Annotated in this window: 20 protein-coding genes; 7 read left to right on the forward strand and 13 right to left on the reverse strand. The window is 53.0% G+C overall.

Going from position 1 to position 21759, the window contains the following annotated elements; all coding sequences use genetic code 11:
- Positions 1 to 10: 10 nt before the first annotated feature.
- The 3 genes from SynMVIR181_RS06315 to dapF are packed head-to-tail and all read right to left on the reverse strand — an operon-like array spanning position 11 to position 3063.
- Positions 11 to 712 (reverse strand): DUF1995 family protein, encoded by a 702-nt coding sequence (locus SynMVIR181_RS06315; RefSeq protein WP_186590379.1) that lies wholly within the window; start codon positions 710 to 712, stop codon positions 11 to 13.
- Positions 713 to 746: 34 nt separating this feature from the next.
- The gene (locus tag SynMVIR181_RS06320) at positions 747 to 1934 is read right to left on the reverse strand and encodes a cysteine desulfurase family protein (protein ID WP_186590380.1); all 1188 of its coding nucleotides are present in this window, start codon (positions 1932 to 1934) and stop codon (positions 747 to 749) included.
- Entirely contained in the window at positions 1921 to 3063 is a 1143-nt protein-coding gene (gene dapF, locus SynMVIR181_RS06325) for a diaminopimelate epimerase (protein WP_186590381.1), read from the reverse strand. The genes SynMVIR181_RS06320 and dapF overlap by 14 nt, the downstream gene beginning before the upstream one ends.
- A 26-nt stretch (positions 3064 to 3089) precedes the next feature.
- On the opposite strand from dapF, the gene SynMVIR181_RS06330 reads away from it, so the two are divergent.
- A complete protein-coding gene (locus SynMVIR181_RS06330) occupies positions 3090 to 3320 on the forward strand; it encodes a hypothetical protein (protein WP_186590382.1) in 231 nt (76 codons plus the stop codon).
- 43 nt (positions 3321 to 3363) lie between these two features.
- Complete coding sequence (gene leuS, locus SynMVIR181_RS06335) at positions 3364 to 5967, forward strand: leucine--tRNA ligase (RefSeq protein WP_186590383.1); 2604 nt, start codon at positions 3364 to 3366, stop codon at positions 5965 to 5967.
- 4 nt (positions 5968 to 5971) lie between these two features.
- Here leuS and SynMVIR181_RS06340 read toward each other — a convergent pair whose 3' ends face one another.
- On the reverse strand, positions 5972 to 7570 hold the full coding sequence (locus SynMVIR181_RS06340; RefSeq protein WP_186590384.1) for a glucose-6-phosphate isomerase: 1599 nt from the start codon (positions 7568 to 7570) through the stop codon (positions 5972 to 5974).
- A gap of 105 nt (positions 7571 to 7675) precedes the next feature.
- Here SynMVIR181_RS06340 and SynMVIR181_RS06345 point away from each other — a divergent pair, with 105 nt between their 5' ends.
- Positions 7676 to 8452, forward strand: a complete 777-nt coding sequence (locus tag SynMVIR181_RS06345; protein ID WP_186590385.1) for a helicase DnaB — start codon at positions 7676 to 7678, stop codon at positions 8450 to 8452.
- Positions 8453 to 8524: 72 nt separating this feature from the next.
- On the opposite strand, the gene SynMVIR181_RS06350 is transcribed toward SynMVIR181_RS06345, so the two are convergent.
- From SynMVIR181_RS06350 to SynMVIR181_RS06360, 3 genes are read right to left on the reverse strand one after another with little or no spacing between them, the layout of a single operon-like run.
- Positions 8525 to 9445 carry an N-acetylmuramoyl-L-alanine amidase gene (locus tag SynMVIR181_RS06350; RefSeq protein ID WP_186590386.1) on the reverse strand — a complete coding sequence of 307 codons (921 nt, stop codon included), beginning with the start codon at positions 9443 to 9445 and terminating at the stop codon, positions 8525 to 8527.
- Positions 9427 to 11124 (reverse strand): PDZ domain-containing protein, encoded by a 1698-nt coding sequence (locus SynMVIR181_RS06355; RefSeq protein ID WP_186590387.1) that lies wholly within the window; start codon positions 11122 to 11124, stop codon positions 9427 to 9429. Before SynMVIR181_RS06355 ends, SynMVIR181_RS06350 begins: the two co-directional genes overlap by 19 nt.
- The gene (locus SynMVIR181_RS06360) at positions 11124 to 11495 is read right to left on the reverse strand and encodes a DUF1257 domain-containing protein (protein ID WP_186590388.1); all 372 of its coding nucleotides are present in this window, start codon (positions 11493 to 11495) and stop codon (positions 11124 to 11126) included. Before SynMVIR181_RS06360 ends, SynMVIR181_RS06355 begins: the two co-directional genes overlap by 1 nt.
- Before the next feature lie 9 nt (positions 11496 to 11504).
- On the opposite strand from SynMVIR181_RS06360, the gene purN reads away from it, so the two are divergent.
- Positions 11505 to 12215 carry a phosphoribosylglycinamide formyltransferase gene (gene purN, locus SynMVIR181_RS06365; protein ID WP_186590544.1) on the forward strand — a complete coding sequence of 237 codons (711 nt, stop codon included), beginning with the start codon at positions 11505 to 11507 and terminating at the stop codon, positions 12213 to 12215.
- Here the strand turns inward: purN and argC are convergent.
- On the reverse strand, positions 12206 to 13270 hold the full coding sequence (gene argC, locus SynMVIR181_RS06370) for an N-acetyl-gamma-glutamyl-phosphate reductase (protein WP_186590389.1): 1065 nt from the start codon (positions 13268 to 13270) through the stop codon (positions 12206 to 12208). The genes purN and argC overlap by 10 nt on opposite strands.
- Before the next feature lie 101 nt (positions 13271 to 13371).
- Between argC and ribBA the strand changes: the two genes are divergently transcribed.
- Positions 13372 to 14982, forward strand: a complete 1611-nt coding sequence (ribBA, locus tag SynMVIR181_RS06375) for a bifunctional 3,4-dihydroxy-2-butanone-4-phosphate synthase/GTP cyclohydrolase II (RefSeq protein WP_186590390.1) — start codon at positions 13372 to 13374, stop codon at positions 14980 to 14982.
- Positions 14983 to 14986: 4 nt separating this feature from the next.
- Here ribBA and SynMVIR181_RS06380 read toward each other — a convergent pair whose 3' ends face one another.
- Positions 14987 to 15412: a peptidylprolyl isomerase gene (locus tag SynMVIR181_RS06380; protein WP_186590545.1), complete on the reverse strand. Its 426-nt coding sequence runs from the start codon at positions 15410 to 15412 to the stop codon at positions 14987 to 14989.
- Positions 15413 to 15496: 84 nt separating this feature from the next.
- On the opposite strand from SynMVIR181_RS06380, the gene mtnP reads away from it, so the two are divergent.
- Positions 15497 to 16414, forward strand: coding sequence for an S-methyl-5'-thioadenosine phosphorylase (mtnP, locus tag SynMVIR181_RS06385; protein WP_186590391.1), 918 nt, complete (start codon positions 15497 to 15499; stop codon positions 16412 to 16414).
- Here mtnP and murQ read toward each other — a convergent pair.
- From murQ to dnaK, 4 genes are read right to left on the reverse strand one after another with little or no spacing between them, the layout of a single operon-like run.
- The gene (gene murQ / locus SynMVIR181_RS06390; protein WP_186590392.1) at positions 16408 to 17343 is read right to left on the reverse strand and encodes an N-acetylmuramic acid 6-phosphate etherase; all 936 of its coding nucleotides are present in this window, start codon (positions 17341 to 17343) and stop codon (positions 16408 to 16410) included. The two genes, mtnP and murQ, sit on opposite strands and share 7 nt — an antisense overlap.
- Entirely contained in the window at positions 17340 to 17741 is a 402-nt protein-coding gene (locus SynMVIR181_RS06395) for a DUF3110 domain-containing protein (RefSeq protein WP_186522683.1), read from the reverse strand. Before SynMVIR181_RS06395 ends, murQ begins: the two co-directional genes overlap by 4 nt.
- 44 nt (positions 17742 to 17785) lie before the next feature.
- Positions 17786 to 18691, reverse strand: coding sequence for a DnaJ C-terminal domain-containing protein (locus SynMVIR181_RS06400; protein ID WP_186590393.1), 906 nt, complete (start codon positions 18689 to 18691; stop codon positions 17786 to 17788).
- Positions 18675 to 20669 (reverse strand): molecular chaperone DnaK, encoded by a 1995-nt coding sequence (gene dnaK / locus SynMVIR181_RS06405; RefSeq protein WP_186590394.1) that lies wholly within the window; start codon positions 20667 to 20669, stop codon positions 18675 to 18677. The genes SynMVIR181_RS06400 and dnaK overlap by 17 nt, the downstream gene beginning before the upstream one ends.
- A 142-nt stretch (positions 20670 to 20811) precedes the next feature.
- Here dnaK and pstC point away from each other — a divergent pair, with 142 nt between their 5' ends.
- Complete coding sequence (gene pstC, locus SynMVIR181_RS06410) at positions 20812 to 21759, forward strand: phosphate ABC transporter permease subunit PstC (RefSeq protein ID WP_186590395.1); 948 nt, start codon at positions 20812 to 20814, stop codon at positions 21757 to 21759.

Genomic DNA, 21759 nt, shown 5'->3' on the forward strand with positions numbered 1-21759 from the left:
ACTGGGAACATCAACCACGTAGATCCTCGATAAAGCGATCGACAGCACCTAATTGACGCCCAAGACTGTCACGATCGCCGTTCAGTGCCATCCCAATCGCTTCAGCGTCTGGTTTTGAAGGCATGGTGCCCAGGAACCGATAGCCATCAGGATCCGCCTTAAACAGATGCCACATCTCCTTTTCGGTTTGCAGGAGTGCCCCTTCAGCCAGTGGCTCTAAGTGGAAGGCAGACCGCCAGATGGAGAGAAACCCTTTGCGCCTTCCCCTGGCGACACTGCCAATGCCCACACCAGCATCTTCAAGCTTTCCATTGAGGAGAACCACCGCTCCTTGCCAGCTGTTGCAGATCTGCTCGACCATCTCGTAATCGCTTGGTTGCGGTCCAATGGCCAACAGCATTCGGCCTGTGATCTCTGGGTCGCTGGAGAGCATCAGATCCTTCAAGGCAAAGCAGTGAGCAGCCAATTCCGGGCTTTCTCGTTGCGCTAAGGCCGTTGATCCTGCATCAGGCCAGCCCAACACCACGTCATGCCCTGCAGTCTCCAAGGCCGTTGCCAGGCGCAAAGCCGGTTTTAGCAGCCTTAGTCCTTCAAAGCGCCAGGTCACGGTCCAACGCCGTTGCTGACGATCGCTCAGAGCTTGCTTGAGAGAGGCGAGGGTCATCGCCTCGGCCTGTACAAGATCGGCAGGAAGGGTGACGGACAAACTCAACTCGTTGGAGTGCTGCGCGGAGAGTACCTAGACGTCAGGCGCGATCGTGGTTCATACGATCAATCGCGTTTTGAATTCGATCGTTGATCGCTGGCAATGTTGAGGGGTCACTCCAGTAACCAAGACTGAGCCGAAGTCCTGATCGACGCCATAAGGGATCCACCTCCATTGCTGCAAGTACGGGGCTGTCACTATCGCGGCCGGAGGAACAAGCACTTCCACTGCTCGCCGCGATTCCTTCACGATCCAGGGCTCGTACCAAGGCGCGACCCGACATGGGCTGACCGTGACGATCGGAGACCAGCACTGAGAGATGGTGCGGTAAACGCTCCCTGGGATGTCCACTGAGACGGATTGCATCGTTTTGGCAAAGCAGGGCAAGCAAGGCATCGCGCAACCGAGCGATCCCAGATCCTGATGATTCGACCTGATTCGCCTGACAAGAAGCGATGTCACGGAATGCTGCCGCCATGCCTTGCGCTAAGACGGGGCATTCAGTACCGGCGCGAAGCCCATTCTCCTGTTGGCCACCGGCAAATAAGGGCTGGATCCGTTCAGCGATGTCTTGTCTTAGGAGCAACAAGCCGATGCCTCTTGGACCTCCGCACTTGTGTGCTGAGGCCGTGAGCAGGTCAACTGGAAGTTCTCCCCAATTAGGGCAACCCTGGCTCAAGACTTGGGTGGCATCGGTATGGAACGGAATCCCTCTGGAACGACAGGCCTCACCTACAGCTTGGATCGGTTGCAGCGTTCCCACTTCACTTTGACCCCAGATCAAGGACACGATTTTGGTTGGAGGGGCTAGCAGTCGATCCAAATGTTCCATTTGGATCTGTCCGTAGGCATCAACAGGCCATCGTTCAACCGTCCATCCGCACGCGATCAATTGCTGAGCTGCAGCTGCAACAGCGGGATGTTCCACAGCAGAGATCACCAACCGCCCTGCTGATTCAGTTTTGGCCAGCCCTATCAAGGCAAGATGGGCCGACTCGGTGGCCCCGGAGCTGAACAGGATGTCCGATCGTTCAGCTCCCAGGCTGTTGCCGATCGAAAGGCGCGCACGTTCCAGTGACTCAGCTGCATCACAGCCGAAGCGATGAAGGCTGGAAGGGTTGCCCCAGCTGCCCTTCTGTGCCTTAAGCATGGAAGTGATCACGCTCTCTCTCACAGGAGCGGTGGCACATCCATCCAGATAAAAATAGGGGTCTTCAGGGTTTGTCATCGCGATTCAAGCGTGACAGGGTTCGCTCTTCGAGGGAGTCGCCAGCGAGGTTGAGCATGGCGTCGAGAGAGGTTGACGACAAAAATTCTTGGACGCGAGCCTGGGCTTCATCGCGTAAGCAATGGTCCGGTTTCTGGCAGGTGTCTTTGCAATCATTCGCGCAGTTCAAGCTCTTCGAGCTCTGCGTTGATTGGGTGGCGGCAGCAGCTGTAGACGGCATGGTTTGTCCAACAGCTGCCGCCGAAGTTGGCTGCTCTTGCCTTGTCTCTGGCAGTAATTCAGGATTTAAAACGCCATCAAAAACTGCTACGGCGGGTCCGGTCATAAACACGGAGCCCTTGCGATCAGGCCAACTGATCTCGAGAGGCCCGCCTGGAAGTTTCACCGTGGCTTCTGATTCCGATAACCCGAGCAGCGTTGCGGCAACGAGCGTGGCGCAGGCTCCCGTGCCGCAAGCCAGGGTTGGACCTGCCCCGCGCTCCCATACACGGATCTCGAGTGTGTGCTGATCGATCACTTCCAAAAAGTGCACATTGGTTTTGGCTGGAAACAAAGGATTTACCTCCAGTGCAGATCCCCATGCGTCAAAGGGAATGGCTTTGAGGTCTTGTACCGGCACAACCACATGGGGATTGCCCATTCCCACAGCGGCGAGCTGAAGAGTGCTGCTCTCGAGTTCGATCTCCCCTTGAGGAAGTCCAGACAGCCCCTTTGAGAGTGTGGTGGGAACTTGTTCGGGTTCCAGGAATGGCTGCCCCATATCGACCCGGATCTGTCCGTCATCACAAAGTTCAGGGACGATGACGCCCGCCATGGTTTCGGTTCTCCATGTCCGTCCTGGCTGATCTCCATCGCTATCAGCAAGAAAACGGGCTAGGCAGCGGATGCCGTTGCCGCACATTTCGGCTTCGCTTCCATCCGCATTAAAAATGCGCATCCGTAGTTCTTCGCCATGCTGTGGGGGCAGGGCCAATATCAAGCCATCGCCTCCGATCCCAAATCGGCGATCACACAGCTGGCGCACCCAATGGGGATCTGGCTCCGTGATGGTCAGAGGAAGTTGTCCCCCGCGGCCTTCCAACAGCACGAAGTCGTTGCCTAAACCCTGATACTTGCTGAATTGCAGCATGAAATGTCCGATCCCTCTCTGATCCTATGGAGCCAAGTTCCTTCGATCCGAGCTTGCCCAGCATTCGCTTGCTGCAGACCTGGATTCGTGATCGCAAAATCCTCAGTCTTGAATTAACCGATGGGCGTCGGCTGATTGGAGTGCTGATCTGGCAAGACCAACACTGTTTGGCGCTTCAACCAACGGATTCTGACGACCCGGTTTTGATCAGTCGTGCCGGCATGCTCCTGGTCCGGCCGTTGCCTAGGGGCCTTTGAAAAACCGTATTTGTGTCACGATCTGTCCAAATGGTCCCTTGTCGTGACGGCTTCCTCGTCCCCATCCGCCAGCCCAGCCTCTTCGGCGGCTGATCGGTATCAACCCCTCGCGCTCGAAGAGCACTGGCAAGAGCTTTGGAAGGACCAGCGCCTCTATGAAACGCAGGACCCGAAGCCAGGTCAGCGCGCTTTTTATGCCTTGTCGATGTTTCCGTATCCCTCGGGAACGCTTCACATGGGGCATGTCCGTAACTATGTGATTACGGATGTGATTGCTCGGGTGCAACGCATGCGGGGTGATGCGGTGCTTCATCCCATGGGTTGGGATGCTTTTGGCTTACCAGCTGAAAATGCCGCCATTGAACGGAAGATCGAACCAGGCGTTTGGACAGATAGCAACATTGCTCAGATGCGAGGCCAGTTGGGTCGCCTGGGATTATCGATTGACTGGGATCGGGAGGTAGCAACCTGTCACAGCGATTACTACCGCTGGACGCAGTGGCTGTTCCTGGAACTTCATGCCGGCGGGCTTGCTTACCAAAAGGACGCCACTGTCAATTGGGATCCTGTTGATCAAACGGTGCTTGCCAATGAGCAAGTGGATGCTGATGGACGCTCCTGGCGCTCTGGAGCGTTGGTGGAAAAGCGGGACTTACGTCAATGGTTTTTACGCATCACCGATTATGCCGATGCCCTGCTGGATGATCTTGACCAACTTCAGGGTTGGCCTGAACGCGTCCGCACCATGCAGGCCAATTGGATCGGCCGTTCTATTGGGGCGGAGATCGATTTTCAAGTTGAAGCGCATCCAGAGACTTCAATCACTGTTTTTACAACGCGTCCAGACACGTTGTTTGGAGTGAGTTATCTCGTTTTGGCTCCTGATCACGCTCTTGTTGATCAACTCACCACAAGCGATGAACGCATTTCAGTTACTGCGTTCCGGGATCTTATGGCTGAACTGAGTCAAGAGGAGCGGACGTCTGATGATCAACCAAAACGTGGGGTTCCCACCGGTGCAGTAGCGATTAACCCAGCGAATGGTGAATCGATTCCCATTTGGATTGCCGATTACGTGCTGGCTGATTATGGAACTGGCGCTGTCATGGGAGTACCGGCCCATGATGTTCGTGATTTTTCATTCGCTCGGCAACATGAACTGCCTGTTCAACGGGTCATTGAAGTTGCAGGAACCAATGAGCATCTCAATGATGGGGAAGCTTGGACAGGACCAGGCACCTTGATTCACAGTGCAAGTTTTAGTGGATTAACGAATGAAGCGGCTAAAACTGCGATTACTAATCATGGGGCCGAGAAAGGTTGGGCTCGGGCTAAACGTCAATACAGGCTTCGCGATTGGTTGATTTCCCGTCAACGATATTGGGGATGCCCAATCCCAATCATTCATTGTGATGATTGTGGTGCTGTTCCAGTTCCCCGTGATCAGCTTCCTGTTGAATTGCCAACTGGAATTGATCTCAAGGGTTCAGGCGGATCTCCCCTCGCTCGTGCCGAGGATTGGGTCAGTGTGAGCTGTCCTAAGTGCGGTAAACCAGCTCGACGCGAGACCGACACGATGGATACCTTTATGTGTTCATCATGGTATTACTTGCGTTTTGCAGATCCTCACAATCGAGATCTTCCATTTGATGCAACCTCGGTTAATCGTTGGTTACCGGTTAAGCAGTATGTGGGGGGGATTGAACATGCAATTCTGCACTTATTATATGCACGCTTTTTTACTAAGGCATTGAATGATCGTGATTTACTCGAGACAAATGAACCTTTTGAACGCTTGCTAACGCAAGGCATGGTGCAAGGCACGACCTATCGCAATCCGAGAACAGGGCGTTATGTCTCCCCAGCGGTGGTGACGGATGAATCCAATCCCCTCGATCCAGATGACGGTGGACCGTTAGAGGTTTTATTCGAGAAAATGTCCAAGTCGAAGCACAACGGTGTGGATCCAGCTGCTGTGATTGATCGCTACGGCGCTGATACCGCTCGGATGTTCATTTTGTTTAAAGCTCCTCCAGAAAAGGATTTGGAATGGGACGACGCGGATGTAGAGGGTCAATTCCGTTTCTTGCAGCGTCTTTGGCGGCTGGTGGATGCGGAGGTCAGTCATGACGCTGCCCCCCCTGCAACAGGTGAATCAGACAGTGAGATGCGTCGGGCCGTGCACCAAGCCATCAAGGCTGTTAGCGAGGATCTCAGTGATGATTTTCAGTTCAATACGGCGATTTCGGAGCTGATGAAGCTGAGCAATGCCCTCTCCTCTGGCTTGGCTCAAGCCTCTACGGGTGTGCGCCAAGAAGCGATGTCTGCTCTCGTGCGCTTACTTGCGCCATTTGCACCTCACCTAGCCGAAGAGTTTTGGCAACGACTCGGTGGTCAAGACAGTGTCCACCGTCAGCCATGGCCAGACCACGACCCTGATGCCCTGGTCATGGACTCCATTGAAGTGGTGATTCAAGTCAAAGGGAAGGTGCGGGGATCGATGTCCGTTGCCGTTGATTGCAGCAAGGAAGAGCTAGAGCGCTTGGCTCTTGCCAGCGACGTGGCTCAACGCTGGCTGGAAGGCAAGCCCCCCAGACGCGTGATTGTGGTTCCCGGAAAGCTCGTCAACCTGGTGCCGAGCACCTAACCGATCAACCTTTGCTAAAGCGCAGTGAGGCTGGACTGTCCCAGCTTCCCTGTGCCATATATCCACGATCGTTGCCCGTGAGATGACGCAGGATCCAGAAAATGGCTTCTTCGGTGCCTGATCCAATGGCCTTCTGGATGTCGGCTGCAGATCTGGACACTCCGTCGGATAAGACGTCTTCTACTTGCTTTTGCAGATTGAGAATGGCGGCTGCGGCTTTTTTTCCTGCTTCGACACCTGGTTGGTGATAGGCATTCACATTGACCAATTCCCCATACAAACCAACGGCCCTCTCAAACAAAGCGATCAGTGCTCCGAGACGGCGCGCATCAAAGCTACGCATGCTGATACTCAAGCTTTGGCGTCCTCCTTCCGTGAGTGCTGAGCGCGTTCCTTGCAGAAACCCATCGAGGAAGTCACCAGGACGCTCCCCCTCGATCGAAGGGATGTCATCCACATCACGCAGGACTTCGATGAAGGTCACGAAAAAATTATCGATTCCGTCACGCAATTGCTGAACGTAGGCATGTTGGTCTGTTGATCCCTTATTTCCATACACGGCAATGCCTTGATGCACTTCTTTCCCATCGCGATCGAGGTGTTTACCAAGTGATTCCATTACCAGCTGTTGGAGGTAACGACTAAAAACCTCTAGTCGATCCCGATAAGGAAGTACGACCATGTCGCGTTTGCCTTTGCCTTCGCCTGCGGCATACCAGGCTGCTGCCATCAGTGCTGCTGGATTGCGACGCACATCTGGACAGCGCGTGGCTTCATCCATTTGGGCTGCGCCTGCCAAGAAGCCACGGATATCGCAACCGATCAAGGCGCCTGGTAGTAAACCAACAGCACTCGTGATGCTGGTTCGACCACCAATCCAGTCGAACATGTCGAAACGCTGGAGCCAGTTTTCTTTTTCAGCCTGCTGATCAAGCTTGCTACCCGCCATGGTGACCACGACCGCTTGCCCTGGCCAACTGCCTCCATGGGCTTCGAGGCGATGTCTGGCTTGTTCCATGCCGAGGTGAGGTTCGGGTGTTCCCCCCGATTTGCTCACCGTGATCACCAACGTTGTACGGAGACGTTCCCCCAGGCTTGCAAGAACCCGGCTCATGCCATTGGGATCCACGTTGTCGAAAAAGTGGAACGGCAGGCCTACGGCATGGTCCTGAAGAGCGCGAATCATGAGCAAAGGACCGAGAGCACTCCCTCCAATCCCGATCCAAAGGACATCAGTAAAGGGCTGTCCGTTAGGTGCCTGAATCGATCCACCAAGAATTGATTGACCGAATTGATCGATGGCATCAATTTCAGCAGAGATGCTCGCCCCAACCTGTTGATCCGGTGCTAGCTGCGGCTGGCGTAACCAATAGTGGCCAACTTGACGCTGCTCATCGGCGTTGGCGATCGCACCCCCCTCCAGTTCTTCCATCGCCTGGAACGCTTGTTCCAGGCGGGGAGTGAGCGCCTCGAGAGCAGAACTATTGAGATGCATCCGACTGACATCAAGCCAGAGCCCGAGATCGTCGTGATACCAAAGCAAATCGCAAAAGCGTTGCCACTGGGTCTGGCTATCGATGGCGCTGAAATCCGGGAAGCTCATCTCTTGCGGAGAACCTTCATCCCTGAACCTATCCGTGATTGTCCGAGATGCCCACGAATTGGAATATCACGGTTATTCTCTCGGCGGAAACGTGGTCTGTGTTTTGTGAGTGTTCTTGGACGTCAGGTTGTTGCCATAACGGGAGTTCTGGGCTTCATCTGTTTGTCCGTTGCTCACCTTCGCAGCACCGCGGAACTTCCTTCAGTCGATGCTGAGATCCAGACGCAGCCTCTGCATGGAGATCCGAGTGTCTTCAGCCCAGAAGAGCTTTTGCTGCTGCAGCGACGTTTTGGTGTGCATGGACCACAAACGCAACTTGCTCAATTGTTCACCCGGGGCATGGACCAATTCCAACCTCTGCGAACGCAAACGGTCAATCGCCTTCAAGAACTAAAGCCCGTGATTAAGCGGGAATCGAGACGTTATCGGGTGAATCCGATGCTGGTTACGGCCATCTTGTTTGATGAAATACAGCATTCCAAGCCGGGAGAAGATCTGCCTTTTGTTGTCCATTCCGGACTTGTCTCAACGCATGGACCTGCTCAGCTTGGAATTAGTGAGTTGATTCATCAAGGTCGACTTCCTTTGCAACCATCAAACGTTGAAATCGCTGAAGCTAGAAATCTTTTGATGAATTCCGAGGCCAATGTTGAATTACTTGCAGCAAAGATAGCTCGACTCAAAAAAGAGTTAGGCCTTTCTCCCGATCAAGTTTTAATTGCGAGTCGCTCGTATGTTGATGCCAAAGCGATCGCAACCCTCGCTTATCTCCATAATGGCAAACTTGATTATCCAAGGCGTGTGTTGCGATACATGCAAGACACCGAGTTGCACGGCCTAATCTTTTCTGAACGTCGTCCAATCACTCAGCCGTTGGTTTGAATACTGATAAAAGTTAGTCATTTGAATCCCATTTTCTGCAATCAATGTCTGTTTATTCATTTTTCTATAACGTTAAGGACATAGAACTTTTAATGCAGCGAGTCGGGTTTGAAGTTCATCCCAGTCAAAACTTCTTGGATCGCCGCGTTCTCCACCAAGATCAACATGACGATGGGTGGTAATGGCCGCTGGTGTGAATCCAAAACGATTGATCCAGTCTGTTAAGACAAGCGCTAGAGAGTCGTATTGGGCGGATGAGTATCCGCTATGGATAGATCTGCTATTGGCTCCATCCCCTGGTGTTTCCAGGCTTAAGTGAAGCGCAAAATTATTAACGGAGCCCCTTATTTTTGGATTGGTTACGGCCCATTCACCTAAAAAAGCTGAATAACCAGCCCCGTAGGCGCGATTGAGTGGATCAACAAGATCAACAATTTTCCCGTTAAGACCAATCACTGTGTGGTAACTCACTTGGTCTGCATCTCTTGGGTGGGGAGTCAAAAAGGTATTCACAGCAGACTGGAGCGAGTACACCGTTTCATGGAGGACAACAACACGGGGATCCGGATTGAGAGCTGCTCCCCAGGGATTAATTCTGAAGCGGTCTCCATAATTTGTTGGATCTGTTGCTACCGATACACGACGATCCTTCAGCGTGCGTTGTTGAGCTTCCAGCCGATTTTTGAGCTTGGAGTCAAAGCCAGAACATTGTTTCGATAAGGGTGAAGACCAGGAGATCGCCCTAGGAGGGAATGGTTGCTTGGTTGGCTCAATATTTTTACGCTCTCGTTTTGCCTCACTGCCCACTTCATCAAGAAGATCGAGGAGAGACGGACCACTCGCTTTCAGTGCACCACTTTGATCATTGCTCAACCAGGCCAAAGCACCCATGCCCAAAACGACAGTGCCGCTACAGAGGATGACCGTTGCACCACGATGCGATACCTGAGACTTCAGTCGCTTCCAGATTTGAGTTAAACGATTGAAAACCATCGATCACGTAAGTCTTTTTGTGATGAGGAGGCTCTAGGGTCCCAGCCGATTTCCCATTGCTCAACAATTGGATCGCTTTTCTTCAGGATTGTCGAGCTAAGACGACCACGACGCGCATAAAGAACAGGAATCTGCTCAGGCCCTTGAAGGAGTGCTTGCCAATGATCAAGACCCCTTAGACGCCAATCATGAGCCCCGATCAGTTCGTCCCCTGGGACAAGTCCTGCGTGTTCAGCAGGACCATTCGGACTCACCTTGTTGATGATGAAACGACCTTTTTGTTTGGAAAGTTGTAGTCCTACGTTTGGGTGCTTTGCGTGAATTGCAACCGCTTGCAAGCCAAGAGCGCTCAGGCTTTCGTGAATAGGAGCTGCCATGGTGGTTTCAAGCCAGGTTGGCAAAAGCTCGGCTAGTGCCATGTTGTGGGCCGCCACAGCTTGAATCAAGTCTGTTGGCTCATAACCCTTGCCGTAGCGGCCTAAGCGTTGCCAAAGGTCACGAACAACACAGGAAAGGGCCGATCCTGATTGTCTAAGTTGTACATCAAGGCAAAATGAAATAACAGTTCCAAGTCGGTAGTAGCTAATTTGAGCAACAGAATTTGCGGCTGTTTGTTTATAAAGCCGTAGCCATGCTTCTCTCGAGCTATCAGCTAAGGATTGGATGTTGCATCCAGGATTTAGGAGGACATGGGAAATATCTTTCCCTAAATCTTCGAGGAACGTCTGTCGATCAGATTTATCCGCTAAAAGCGACAGGGTGAGATCAAAATAACTGGTGATTCCTTCTGCAAACCAAAGTCCATCGCTAATTTCTGCCTTGTCGTATCGATAGGGAACGTAGGCGCCTGGTCGGAGTCTACGCACATTCCATTGGTGAAAGTATTCGTGGCCTATGAGCTGTAGGAGTTGCCGATAGCCATCTTTTTTTGTGAGAGCTTCCCAGGAAAATTGAAGCACTGAAGAATGATCATGCTCTAAACCGCCATAACCTTGATCGAGCAGCTGAATCACTAATTGATAACAATCACCAGCCGGTGGTGGGGTACCCATCAGCGTGCAAGCTGCTTCACAGACCGCCTCGATATCGGCTTGAAGGGGGAGAGGCCAACCCATCGGTGGCTCGCCGATTGTTAGCAACTCATGCTGATGTCCACAAACAGTGAACGGACGAGAATCAAAGGGACCGGCGTGTACTGGCGCATCAACGAGATGGTCAAAGTCTTTTGCTTCATAGCCATCGTCAACACGTGGCAGGGGGAGATGTCCTAACCAATCGGTAGGCAAACACAGTTGGAGATGATGCGGATTCCAGCGTTCCCCATCAATCAGCATGACCACTGCGGGAAGGCACAGGGATGCGAAATCTGGATCTAAATGATTGGTGCGCACCGTGAGCTGACGCGCTTCCAGCGTGTAGGTCAAGCACACGGGATCGAGGTCCAGGAGCTCGGCTGTCCAGCACGAGGGCGCTACTCGCTTGCATCTAATCGCGCGACCTGATTGCTGAAGCTGAAGGCTGTGCAGATGCTGCGCGTGATCGCGAACGGTATAGGACCCAGGTGTCCAACTCGGCATTAGCCAGGATTGATGGTGTACTCGAGGTGTCCACTCGAGTTTCACCTTGAGTTGCTGACGTGCAGGCTCGCAGAGATCGATCGAAATCCTGACGCCATCCATCAGCACATGGCCCGCTCAGCTCCCTGCTGACCTGTTGTTGAAACGGATGGATCCAAGCTGACCCCATCTGCAGAGCGCAGGGCCGACCTCAGGGCATAGGCCCGCAAAATGGTTTTGAGATGCGTTTTGTGTCCTGCAGAATTTCTGGTTTGACCAAGATCCAGCATCAACGCCAACGATCCATCGGCATCCCACCTCCAGCCCATTTGGAGCCCGCTGCTGTCTGTGGCTACCAATTCAGCTGGATAAATATCCTGGCCAAACGCTTTGATTAGGCCTGGACGTTGGACGAGGTAGTGCTCCGCTAACAGAGTTTCCTCAAGAAGCTCGAGGTCTGTGATGACGGTTGGCAGGATGGTCAGATGGGACATGAGCACATGATGCCTGCGCCTTTGAACCTTAGCCACTGTGCTGCGAATTCACTCGATTCAGGTCTCGAGCTGATTTCCCCGTCGATTCAGCAATGGCCTCAGTTTGAGCCAGCGTTGCGATTGGGAGTGATGGCTTCTGGCAACGGAAGCAATTTCGAGGCGATTCAAAGCTCGATTTCTGCTAAAGCGCTGCATGCCGACATTCGCCTCTTAGTGGTCAACAACCAAGGCTGTGGAGCTGAACAACGAGCGGAGCGTCTGAACATTCCTTGTGAGTTGTTCGATCATCGTCAGTTTGAGACGAGAGAACGTCTTGATCACGCCCTTGTGAATGCGTTTCTTGAGGCTGATGTGGATCTGATTGTGATGGCTGGATGGATGAGGATTGTGACTCCTGTGCTGATTGAAGCGTTCCCGAACAGATTGCTCAATATCCACCCATCACTTTTACCCAGCTTCAAAGGTCTCGATGCGGTTGGTCAAGCTCTTCAAGCGTCTGTGCGGATCAGTGGTTGCACTGCACATTTGGTCCAGGCGGATGTGGATACCGGCCCCGTCATCGCCCAGGCGGCTGTTCCAGTGCTTCAGGACGACAGCCCAGAGTCCTTGGCCTTGCGTATCCAAGCCCAAGAACATCGCATCTTGCCCTGGGCTATCGCTCTTGCCGGCATGCAGTGGCGGCAGACCTTGGCGCCTTCTTCCAGCACAGATCAGGGGTAAAAGGGCACGAGAGGTAAACCTGTTTCGCCCGGTAGTCCTGCCATCAGGTTGAGACATTGAATGGCCTGTGCGGCCTGTCCTTTCATCAAGTTGTCAACGGCGCTCATCAGGACAAGACGTCCGGTTCGATTGTCGACTTGGACGGATAAAAAGGCCCGGTTGGTGTGTTTTGCCCATTTGGTTGCTGGATAGGTTCCAACCGGCAACACCGTGACGCAGGTGTGATGGCGGTAAAAACTCTCCAAAACGGTGGTGCAGTCTTCGGCAGTAAGTCCCGGATCGCGCAATCTGGCGTACACGGTTGAGAGCAGCCCGCGCACCATGGGAACCAGATGGGGTGTGAACTGCAACTGGATTCCACATCCGGCAACCTCACTGGCCATCTGCTCAATTTCAGAGGTGTGGCGATGGCCTACGACGCCGTAGGGACTAATTGATTCAGAGGCTTCCGCCAGCAAAAGATGTTCTTTTGCTGCGCGTCCTCCACCGGATGTGCCCGTCTTTGCATCGATAATCACACCGTCTTGTTCGATTAATCCCTGCTTGAGAAAGGGCAACAAAGGAAGCAAGCTCGCGGTAGGAAAGCAGCCGGGCGCAGCTACCAATCGCGCTGTTGCAATAGCAGAAGCATTCCACTCAGGTAATCCGTATGTGGCTTCAGCACAAAGATCGGCATCTGTGCGCTTGCACGAGAGAGCCTCCTGGGCGTAGACGCTCGACCATTGGTCGAGCGAGCGGTAGCGGTAATCAGCGGAGAGATCGACAACGCGTACGCCTCGATCCAGAAGCCCAGGCACCAGGCCACTCGCCAATCCATTGGGGAGGCTGAGCAAGGCCACATCTGCCCGCTCGGCAATTCTTGTGGGCTCAGGACTCTCCACCAGGGGATCATCCGGTAGGGGCAAAAACGGACAGAGCTCGCTCCAACGCTTGCCAGCACTGCGTTCTCCGGCGAGCAGGCTGATCTCAAAATTTGGATGGGACTGCAACAGCCTCAGGCTTTGCAAGCCCCCATAACCGGATGCTCCGATGACCGCAACTCGTTTGATCGCCATGAACTGAGCGGAATGATCGGCTGATCGTACTGGCGTCGATCATGATGAGAGCTTGTTGAATACCTAGAACGCTGAGCCATTCAGCCGCAGCTGCCGAGGACATGGATCCGATCTTTGATTCCATCCCTGATGCCCTTAACGCCATCCGTAATGGCGAGTGCGTTGTTGTCGTCGATGACGAGCGCCGTGAAAACGAAGGAGATTTAATTTGTGCATCGCAGTTTGCGACGCCAGAGCAGATCAATTTCATGGCCAAAGAGGCTCGTGGCTTGATTTGTCTTGCCATCGAAGGAGATCGTCTTGATGCCCTCGACCTCCCCTTGATGGTTGATCGCAACACCGATGAAAATCAAACGGCTTTCACGGTGAGTATTGATGCCGGCCCTGAGCATGGTGTCTCGACTGGAATTTCAGCAGAAGACCGCTCTCGAACGATTCAGGTTGTGCTTCAGGCCGATGCCAAACCATCCGATTTAAGGCGTCCAGGGCACGTGTTTCCGCTAAGAGCCCGTTCTGGAGGGGTGCTCAAACGTGCTGGACATACTGAAGCTGCTGTTGATCTCGCCCAGCTCGCCGGACTCATCCCCTCGGGGGTGATTTGTGAAATACAGAATTCCGATGGGTCGATGGCTCGTCTGCCAGAACTTCAGGACTACGCCAAACAATTTGGCTTACGGCTGATCAGCATTGCTGACCTCATCAGCTACAGGCTTCAGAACGAGCGTTTTGTTCGTCGTCATGCTCAGGCAGTCATGCCTAGTCAGTTCGGACAGTTCCAGGCGATTGGATTTCGCAATGAACTGGATAACAGTGAGCATGTTGCCCTGGTGAAAGGTATTCCCGGGCAACTGCAAGAACCTGTTTTGGTTCGGATGCATTCTGAGTGCTTGACGGGAGATGCATTTGGTTCTCTTCGTTGTGACTGCAGGCCACAACTTGAGGCCGCTTTGTCGCAAATCGAGCAAGAAGGTGAAGGGGTTGTTGTTTATTTACGGCAAGAAGGGCGTGGCATTGGTCTGATCAATAAATTGAAGGCTTACAGCCTTCAAGATGGTGGACTCGACACCGTTGAAGCGAATGAAAAGCTTGGATTTGGAGCAGATCTCCGCAATTACGGAGTGGGGGCTCAGATTCTCGGTGATCTTGGTATTCATCGCCTCAGGCTCTTAACCAATAACCCACGCAAAATTGCAGGACTCGGGGGGTACGGCTTGGAAGTTGTGAGTCGAATCCCACTCATCATTAATCCAGGCGATCATAATGCCAATTATCTAGCCACAAAAAGAGATAAATTAGGACATCTATTCAATGAGAATAGCTCTAACGATGTTGTCACTCTAGCCTGGGATTGTGGCGAAGATCTGATCGCGAAGCTCCCAGATCTTTTAAATAGGGCTGAGATGTTGGCTTCAGAATTAAATCTGAGTTTGCAACCAGAGCAAACACCAAGACTGCTTGCTCTTTGGGAGCGTCCTCAATTTGTTTGGACTATTTCAGGTGACAATTCCGCAATTGAGCAATTTCTCAAAACTTTGGCGTCTTGGACGGAAACAAAAAGGCTTGGCTTCTTGAAAACGGCGAAAGCAGAACAGCGTCTCCATCCTTCATTGCAACTCAATCGCGAAGACAGAGACTTGGCTTCCTTGTTAGACGACAAAAAAAATGGCTGGACAGACCAAGCTGACCAGCCGATTTTGATTCACTGGTCCTAGCGGATCAGTCACTCACTGTGACGCTTTCAATGCGACTGCCATTTTTCAAGGCGAGAACGACATCCATGTCACCGGTTTGTCCAAACACCGTGTGAACACCATCGAGATGGGGCTGAGCTTCATGAACGATGAAGAACTGGCTTCCGCCCGTGTTCTTACCGGCATGGGCCATCGAAAGAATGCCAGGGGCATGCTTCTTACTGTTGATCTCGCAATTGATCATGTAGCCAGGACCGCCTGTTCCAGGCATTCCTTTTGCGCCTTCACGGCTGTTTGGGCATCCACCCTGAGCCATAAAACCATCGATGACGCGATGGAAGGCAAGACCGTCGTAAAAGCCTTCACGCGCGAGCTTCACAAAATTGGCGACGGTGTTCGGCGCATCTTGATCGAACATTTCCAGCTTGATCTGGCCGGCATCCGTTTTCATCAGGACTGTCGTCAAGGCACCAAAAGCAAAAACTGATCTTAGGCAAGCGAGCAAGATGAGTGTCAATGCCAGCTGTTTTAAGCCATGACCACAGTCCATTCCTCCCTCCAAGACGCTCGAGTTGGTGTGATCGGTGGTAGTGGTTTGTATGCGATCGATGGACTCGAATCTGTTGAAGAAGTCACGTTGGACACGCCATTCGGTGTTCCTTCTGATTGTTTGCGCGTCGGCCAACTCAATGGAGTTGAGGTGGTGTTTCTTGCCCGCCATGGACGCTCACATCACCTGCTCCCAAGCGAAGTTCCCTATCGGGCCAATATCTGGGCCATGAGGTCCTTAGGGGTTCGCTGGCTGATATCGGTGTCAGCCGTTGGATCTCTTCAGGAACATCTTCGCCCCCGCGACATGGTTGTTCCAAGCCAGTTCATCGACAGAACGGTGCAGAGGCCTCAATCTTTTTTTGGCGATGGCTGCGTTGCCCACGTCAGCCTTGCTGATCCGTTTTGCGAGCGGTTGAGTGATCTGCTTGCCTCTGCAGCATCGACAGAAATGCCATCCGGACATCGGCTGCATCGTGGTGGCACCTATCTATGCATGGAAGGCCCAGCGTTTTCGACAAGAGCGGAAAGCGAGCTATATCGCAATTGGGGTTGTGATGTGATCGGCATGACGAATCACACGGAAGCCCGTTTAGCGAGAGAGGCCGAAATCGCCTATGCCTCCCTGAGCATGGTTACCGATTTTGATTGTTGGCATCAAGAACATGATGCCGTGACCGTTGAGATGATTATTGGCAACCTCAAAGCCAATGCCACTGCAACGGGGCCAATCCTCTTCGCACTCATGGAAAAATTAGGCCGTGAACGTCCTTCTTCCCCTGCCCATGACGCTCTCAAAGATGCATTAATGACGCCTCCTGATGCTGTTCCTGCGGCTACCAGGCATCGCCTGGATTTATTCACGAGTGCTTATTGGGGACCGGCAACCGCTCCAGTTCAATGAGGCGTTGCATTCAGGGTGATTCCGATCGAACCAAGGGCTAGTCGTAGGTTGCCGTTGTGATTGGACAACAGGGTTTGAGCCTCTGGAAGATCCATGGATCCAGCCGCCATCACCAAGGCTCGTTTGACCGAGCCCTTGGCTTCGTTGAGTAGGGGAAGGCCTTGCTCGCGTGATAAGCCAACGAGATCGGTCAAAATTCGCAGTGAGCGGTCCACAAGCTTGCTGTTGCTAGCAGCGACATCAACCATGCGGTTTCCATACACCTTTCCCAATTTCACCATCACCCCGGTGGAGAGGATGTTGAGAGCCATTTTTGTAGCGGTTCCCGCCTTCAAACGCGTCGATCCAGTCAGCAGTTCTGGTCCGGTGATCAAGCGGATGTCCAAGTGGCAGGGCATGGGCGCTTGTTCTGCGGGAACGCAGGCCATTGCAATAGCCAAGGCCTGTAAATCCACGGCGTATTGGAGGGCACCGCGTACATAGGGCGTGGTGCCACCAGCGGCAATGCCTACTAAGCAATCCTTTGCGCCGAATTGATGTTCTTTGAGGTCGTCTACGCCTGCTGTCTCAAGATCTTCAAGACCCTCTGAACTGCGTAAAAGGGCCGGAGCACCTCCAGCTAAAACACCCTGTACCAGTTCTGGTGGGCTGCAAAAGGTGGGAGGACATTCAGCGGCATCCAAAACACCAAGACGTCCCGAGGTTCCTGCCCCGATATAAAACAGTCTCCCGCCTTGGCTTAATCGCACTGCTACAGCATCGACTGCAGCGCTGAGCGCTTCTGAAGCACCTTCAACAGCTAACTGCGGTTTGCGATCTTCATCGATGAACAGCTTCACGAGATCGACTGTGGACAGTACGTCCAAATCGGCACTGCGGGGATTCGATTGCTCTGTTGTGAGGTAGCCCCGATTTTCAGATGGATTCACAGCAAACCTTCCAAGCGACGACGGACGTCATCCAGACCATCACTTGGGCTTGATGGCTGCACGCTATCGAGCGATTGATCCTCGGTTTGCCAATTGCTGACGTCACGATTGGCAGTGGGAGGAGCCAGCATTAAGCGTTCGTCATCTGATTTGGGTACAAAGCCAGTTTCGACGAGTCGCGCTTCATATCCAGCCTCAGTACAAAAGAGTTCCACCTCGTGTTGATCGAGAGCCTCAACTGTCGGAGTGGGGAAATCCTGGGCCTCTAGCAGGCCTGCATACCGTTCGGCATCGTCGCAGTTTTCAAACATCAAAACCACGGTCTGGCCAGAGAGCTCAAGGGAATGAATGCCCTCACTGTCCTGACCGGCGTCGTAAAGAAGGACGTGAACGAGCATGAGATGTTCGAGGTCGCTTTCAGTCTCTCATCGAAAGTCCTTGCTTAGAGCCGACCTTGATCCAGACTCAGCTCCTGAAGCCTCTGGTAGAGGGCTTGTTCGTCATCGTTCAGGTGGGCAGGAATCACGATGACCACTTCAACCAGCTGATCACCTTGTCGGTCATTCCAAACCAGGCCGCGTTCTCGTAGTCGCAGCAGGCGGCCACTTGATGACCCTGGAGGCACTTGAAGGGTGACGGAACCCGACAGTGTTGGAACATCCACTGCGCATCCAAGGGCCGCATCGGGCGGAAACAGTTCCAAGCGGTACAACACGCGCAATCCATCAATGCGGAGCCCTTCAGCGGTGACAACCTGCAACTGCAAAAAATGATCACGTCCACCAGGTGCGACCCCCTCCAAACGGAGGCGCCAGCCATCCCCTGCGAATGGAGGCGTATCCACCTCGATCACAGTTCCATCGGAGAGCTCCAAATTCACCGCTGTGCCGTGAAGGGCCTGGTCGGGAGTCAAGACAACGGTTGTTTCGAGATTGTCTTGTGAGCGAACAGGAGGTGGAGGTTGGGGAGATGGGGTGGGTCTGCGTTCTGATGGCGAGTCATCGTCATCGTGGGTGTCTTCGGGGCGATCAGGCTCTGGAGAATGACCAATGCCAAGAACGACGGCGAGATACTCCTCGAAATCAGGGAACCCTGAAGCAAACGGGTCTTGATTAAGACTTCGACCGGTGCGACCGCGCTCCCAGGCGACGCGCCTGTCGTGATCACTGAGGACGGCATAGGCCTCATTGACGAGTTTGAAGCGCTCTTCAGCCTGGCGATCGTTTCCGTTGAGATCGGGGTGCCAGCGCCTTGCTTCACGCCTGAACGCACGTTTCAGTGAATCCCCGTCACTGCCTGGATCGAGACCTAGAAGGGCCCAATAATCGGGCTCAGCGATAGAAGTCATCATCCCAAGGGTCGATTCCGCGACGTCCACTTCTCATGCGTTCGTCAGAACGGCTGTTACCCGTGGACCAGGGGTCATCCTCCCAATCATCGTCTGCGAAGAGTTCGTCTTTGAGCGTTCCCAGCGTGCTGCGAATGCCCTGAAGAGGACCTACATCGCTGCTTCGTTCTGCTGAAAGGCGGCGGTTCAAACCGAAGAGAGCTTCTTGAAGGCCGCTCACGCCCATCTCCAATTGCTGAGGATCATCCTGCTCCAGCAGATCCTGGACATCACGCATGGCCATTTCAACAGCTCTTTGCTGCCGTTCGGCGCCGTAGGGACCGAGCTCAAGGGCAGCATCACGCAAACGTCGCTCCGCTTGCGCTACCAAGGTGAGAGCTGAATTGCGCCGCTCAATCGCAGCACGGCGGCGGCGGTCTTCATCAGAGCGCGCTTCCGCTTCGGCGAGGAGTGCCTGCAATTCGTCTTCATTGAGATTCGACCCTCCCTGAATCGTGACGGATTGCTTTCGGCCCGTGGTTCGATCTGTCGCACTGACTTGAAGAATCCCGTTGGCGTCGATATCAAAAGCCACCTGAATCTGAGGCACACCACGTGGGGCAGGCGGAATACCTGATAAACGGAAACGGCCTAATGACTTGTTGTCTTGAGCCATTTGACGCTCACCTTGCCAAACGTGAATTTCTACAGACGATTGATTGGCACCAGAAGTGCTGAACACGTCGGATTGACGCACTGGAATCGGGGTATTCCGAGGAATTAACACTTTCATCAGGCCACCCACAGTTTCCAAGCCAAGGGACAGGGGTGTGACGTCATTCAGCAGCAGATCCCTTAGCTCACCAGTGATGATTCCTGCCTGAACGGCTGCACCCACAGCGACAACTTCATCTGGATTAACGGATTGACAGGGGTCATGAGGAATCAACGTCCTCACGAGCTGCATCACCATCGGCATTCTTGTGCTGCCACCTACGAGCACAACGTCATCAATGTCTTCTGCAAGCCAGCCTGAGTCTCGCAATGCAGCCTGAACGGGAGTGAGCAGTCGATCAAGCAAATCAGGACAAAGGCTTTCAAATGTTTTGCGATCGAGGGTGGTTTCGATGTGAAGAGGGCCTTCCTGACCGGTTGCAATAAAAGGAAGGGAGATCGGAGTGGTGGAAACGCCTGAGAGTTCTTGTTTGGCTTTTTCAGCCGCTTCGGTGAGACGTTGAAGCGCTTGACGATCCCTGCGCAGATCAATTTGATGTTGCTGGAGAAAGGCATCAGCAAGCCAATCAACGATGAGTTGATCGAAGTCATTGCCACCTAGTTGGGTATCACCGTTGGTGGACTTCACATCGAAGACACCATTTGCGATCCGAAGGAGCGAGACATCAAAGGTCCCTCCACCCAGATCGAACACAAGGACCCGACGAACAGCACTGCGATCAAAGCCATAGGCGAGGGCAGCAGCCGTGGGCTCATTGAGAATCCGCTCAATCGACAAGCCCGCAAGACGTCCCGCGTCTCGAGTGGCCTGACGTTGGGCATCATTGAAGTAAGCCGGAACCGTGAGAACGGCTGCATCGACCGTTTCTCCTAAGTAAGTACTGGCGTCATCGACCAGCTTGCGCAGGATGCTCGAGACAAGCTCTTCAGGGGCATATTCCCTTTCGGTTTGCGGACAAGCAACACGAACGTTGCCTTGGTTGTTTGCACGCACCGTGTAAGGAACGGTGAGTGTGTTGTCGTCGAGTTCATCCCAGGCGCGCCCGACAAAACGCTTGAGATTGGAAAACGTGTTGCGAGGGTTGAGGACAAGTTGGCGCCTAGCGGGCTGTCCGACCAGAAGCTCATCTTCTTTGGTGTAACCAACGACCGATGGAGTTGTCCTCGTTCCTTCCGCGTTGGCAATCACCACCGGTCGACCCGCCTCGAGCACGGCGACGACGGAGTTCGTGGTTCCCAGGTCGATTCCGACGATCCGGCCCATAACCGCGCATTTGGTGCCTCCAAGCTAACGGGCCAAACTCCAATCACCAAGCTCTTCTGTGCAGGAATCCTGTGGTGTTCTTGCGCTTACATGCAAAACAGCAGGCATACGGGTACGGTTCGGCAATCTGTCTGCCTGCAGAGTGACCGAATTCAAGGCTCAATACCTACTTCGAAGCAGACCACCAGCGGAAAAATTCGTTGATGGCAGTTTCCAGAAATTGGTCGTGGTCATGGCCTCGATGGTTGCGCTGATCCTCATCTCCATCCTTGTGGTGGTGTTTTGGGGATCCTTGGAGTCGATGGGGCGTTATGGACTGAATTTTTTGTTCACGTCCAACTGGAACCCTGTTGATGACGAATACGGTGCCTTCACGGCGATCTATGGAACGCTCGTGACCTCTCTACTGGCACTTGTGATTGCTGTTCCTTTGGGTGTAGGCACTGCAATTTTCATTACAGAAAATATTATTCCACTTAAAGTTAGAAACATTATTGGATTGATGGTGGAGCTGTTGGCGGCCATTCCCTCAGTCGTTTTAGGGTTGTGGGCAATTTTTATTTTAGAGCCTCTTATTCGACCATTTCTTATGTTCTTATATGAGGATTTGGGTTGGATTCCTATTTTTAGTACTGAACCTTTGGGTCCAGGCATGGCTCCAGCTATCTTGATTTTGGTTGTGATGATTTTACCGATCATTACTGCTATTGCCCGTGATTCGTTAAACCAAGTTCCAATGAGACTTCGCCAAGCTGCTTATGGCGTTGGGGCAACACGTTGGGGAGCGATTTTGAATGTCATCTTGCCTGCAGCCATATCGGGAATTGTGGGCGGAGTGATGCTTGCCCTCGGAAGAGCAATGGGAGAAACCATGGCTGTCACGATGATTATTGGGAATTCAAATGTATTTAGCTGGTCATTGTTGGCTCCAGGAAATACCATTTCAGCCATGCTAGCCAATCAGTTTGGAGAGGCAGATGTAAGTCAACTCTCTTCCCTTATGTATGCAGCTTTTGTTTTAATGGTTCTGACCTTATTGGTTAATGTCATTGCGCAGTGGCTTGTGAAACGTCTGAGTCTTAAGTATTAA

Origin of the sequence: Synechococcus sp. MVIR-18-1, from assembly GCF_014279835.1 — a bacterium.
Taxonomy (GTDB): Bacteria; Cyanobacteriota; Cyanobacteriia; order PCC-6307; family Cyanobiaceae; genus Synechococcus_C.

Coding starts and splice junctions, on each gene's coding strand:
- argC (WP_186590389.1), bottom strand. CDS start 13,270: ATGGCGATCAAACGAGTTGCGGTCATCGGAGCATCCGGTTATGGGGGC.
- SynMVIR181_RS06395 (WP_186522683.1), bottom strand. CDS start 17,741: ATGCTCGTTCACGTCCTTCTTTACGACGCCGGTCAGGACAGTGAGGGC.
- SynMVIR181_RS06380 (WP_186590545.1), bottom strand. CDS start 15,412: ATGAAAACGGATGCCGGCCAGATCAAGCTGGAAATGTTCGATCAAGAT.
- SynMVIR181_RS06340 (WP_186590384.1), bottom strand. CDS start 7,570: ATGAGCTTCCCGGATTTCAGCGCCATCGATAGCCAGACCCAGTGGCAA.
- SynMVIR181_RS06360 (WP_186590388.1), bottom strand. CDS start 11,495: ATGTCCCATCTGACCATCCTGCCAACCGTCATCACAGACCTCGAGCTT.
- SynMVIR181_RS06320 (WP_186590380.1), bottom strand. CDS start 1,934: ATGACAAACCCTGAAGACCCCTATTTTTATCTGGATGGATGTGCCACC.
- SynMVIR181_RS06350 (WP_186590386.1), bottom strand. CDS start 9,445: ATGGTTTTCAATCGTTTAACTCAAATCTGGAAGCGACTGAAGTCTCAG.
- purN (WP_186590544.1), top strand. CDS start 11,505: ATGCCTGCGCCTTTGAACCTTAGCCACTGTGCTGCGAATTCACTCGAT.
- SynMVIR181_RS06330 (WP_186590382.1), top strand. CDS start 3,090: ATGGAGCCAAGTTCCTTCGATCCGAGCTTGCCCAGCATTCGCTTGCTG.
- dnaK (WP_186590394.1), bottom strand. CDS start 20,669: ATGGGCCGGATCGTCGGAATCGACCTGGGAACCACGAACTCCGTCGTC.
- SynMVIR181_RS06400 (WP_186590393.1), bottom strand. CDS start 18,691: ATGACTTCTATCGCTGAGCCCGATTATTGGGCCCTTCTAGGTCTCGAT.
- dapF (WP_186590381.1), bottom strand. CDS start 3,063: ATGCTGCAATTCAGCAAGTATCAGGGTTTAGGCAACGACTTCGTGCTG.
- ribBA (WP_186590390.1), top strand. CDS start 13,372: ATGGATCCGATCTTTGATTCCATCCCTGATGCCCTTAACGCCATCCGT.
- mtnP (WP_186590391.1), top strand. CDS start 15,497: ATGACCACAGTCCATTCCTCCCTCCAAGACGCTCGAGTTGGTGTGATC.
- SynMVIR181_RS06355 (WP_186590387.1), bottom strand. CDS start 11,124: ATGGATGGCGTCAGGATTTCGATCGATCTCTGCGAGCCTGCACGTCAG.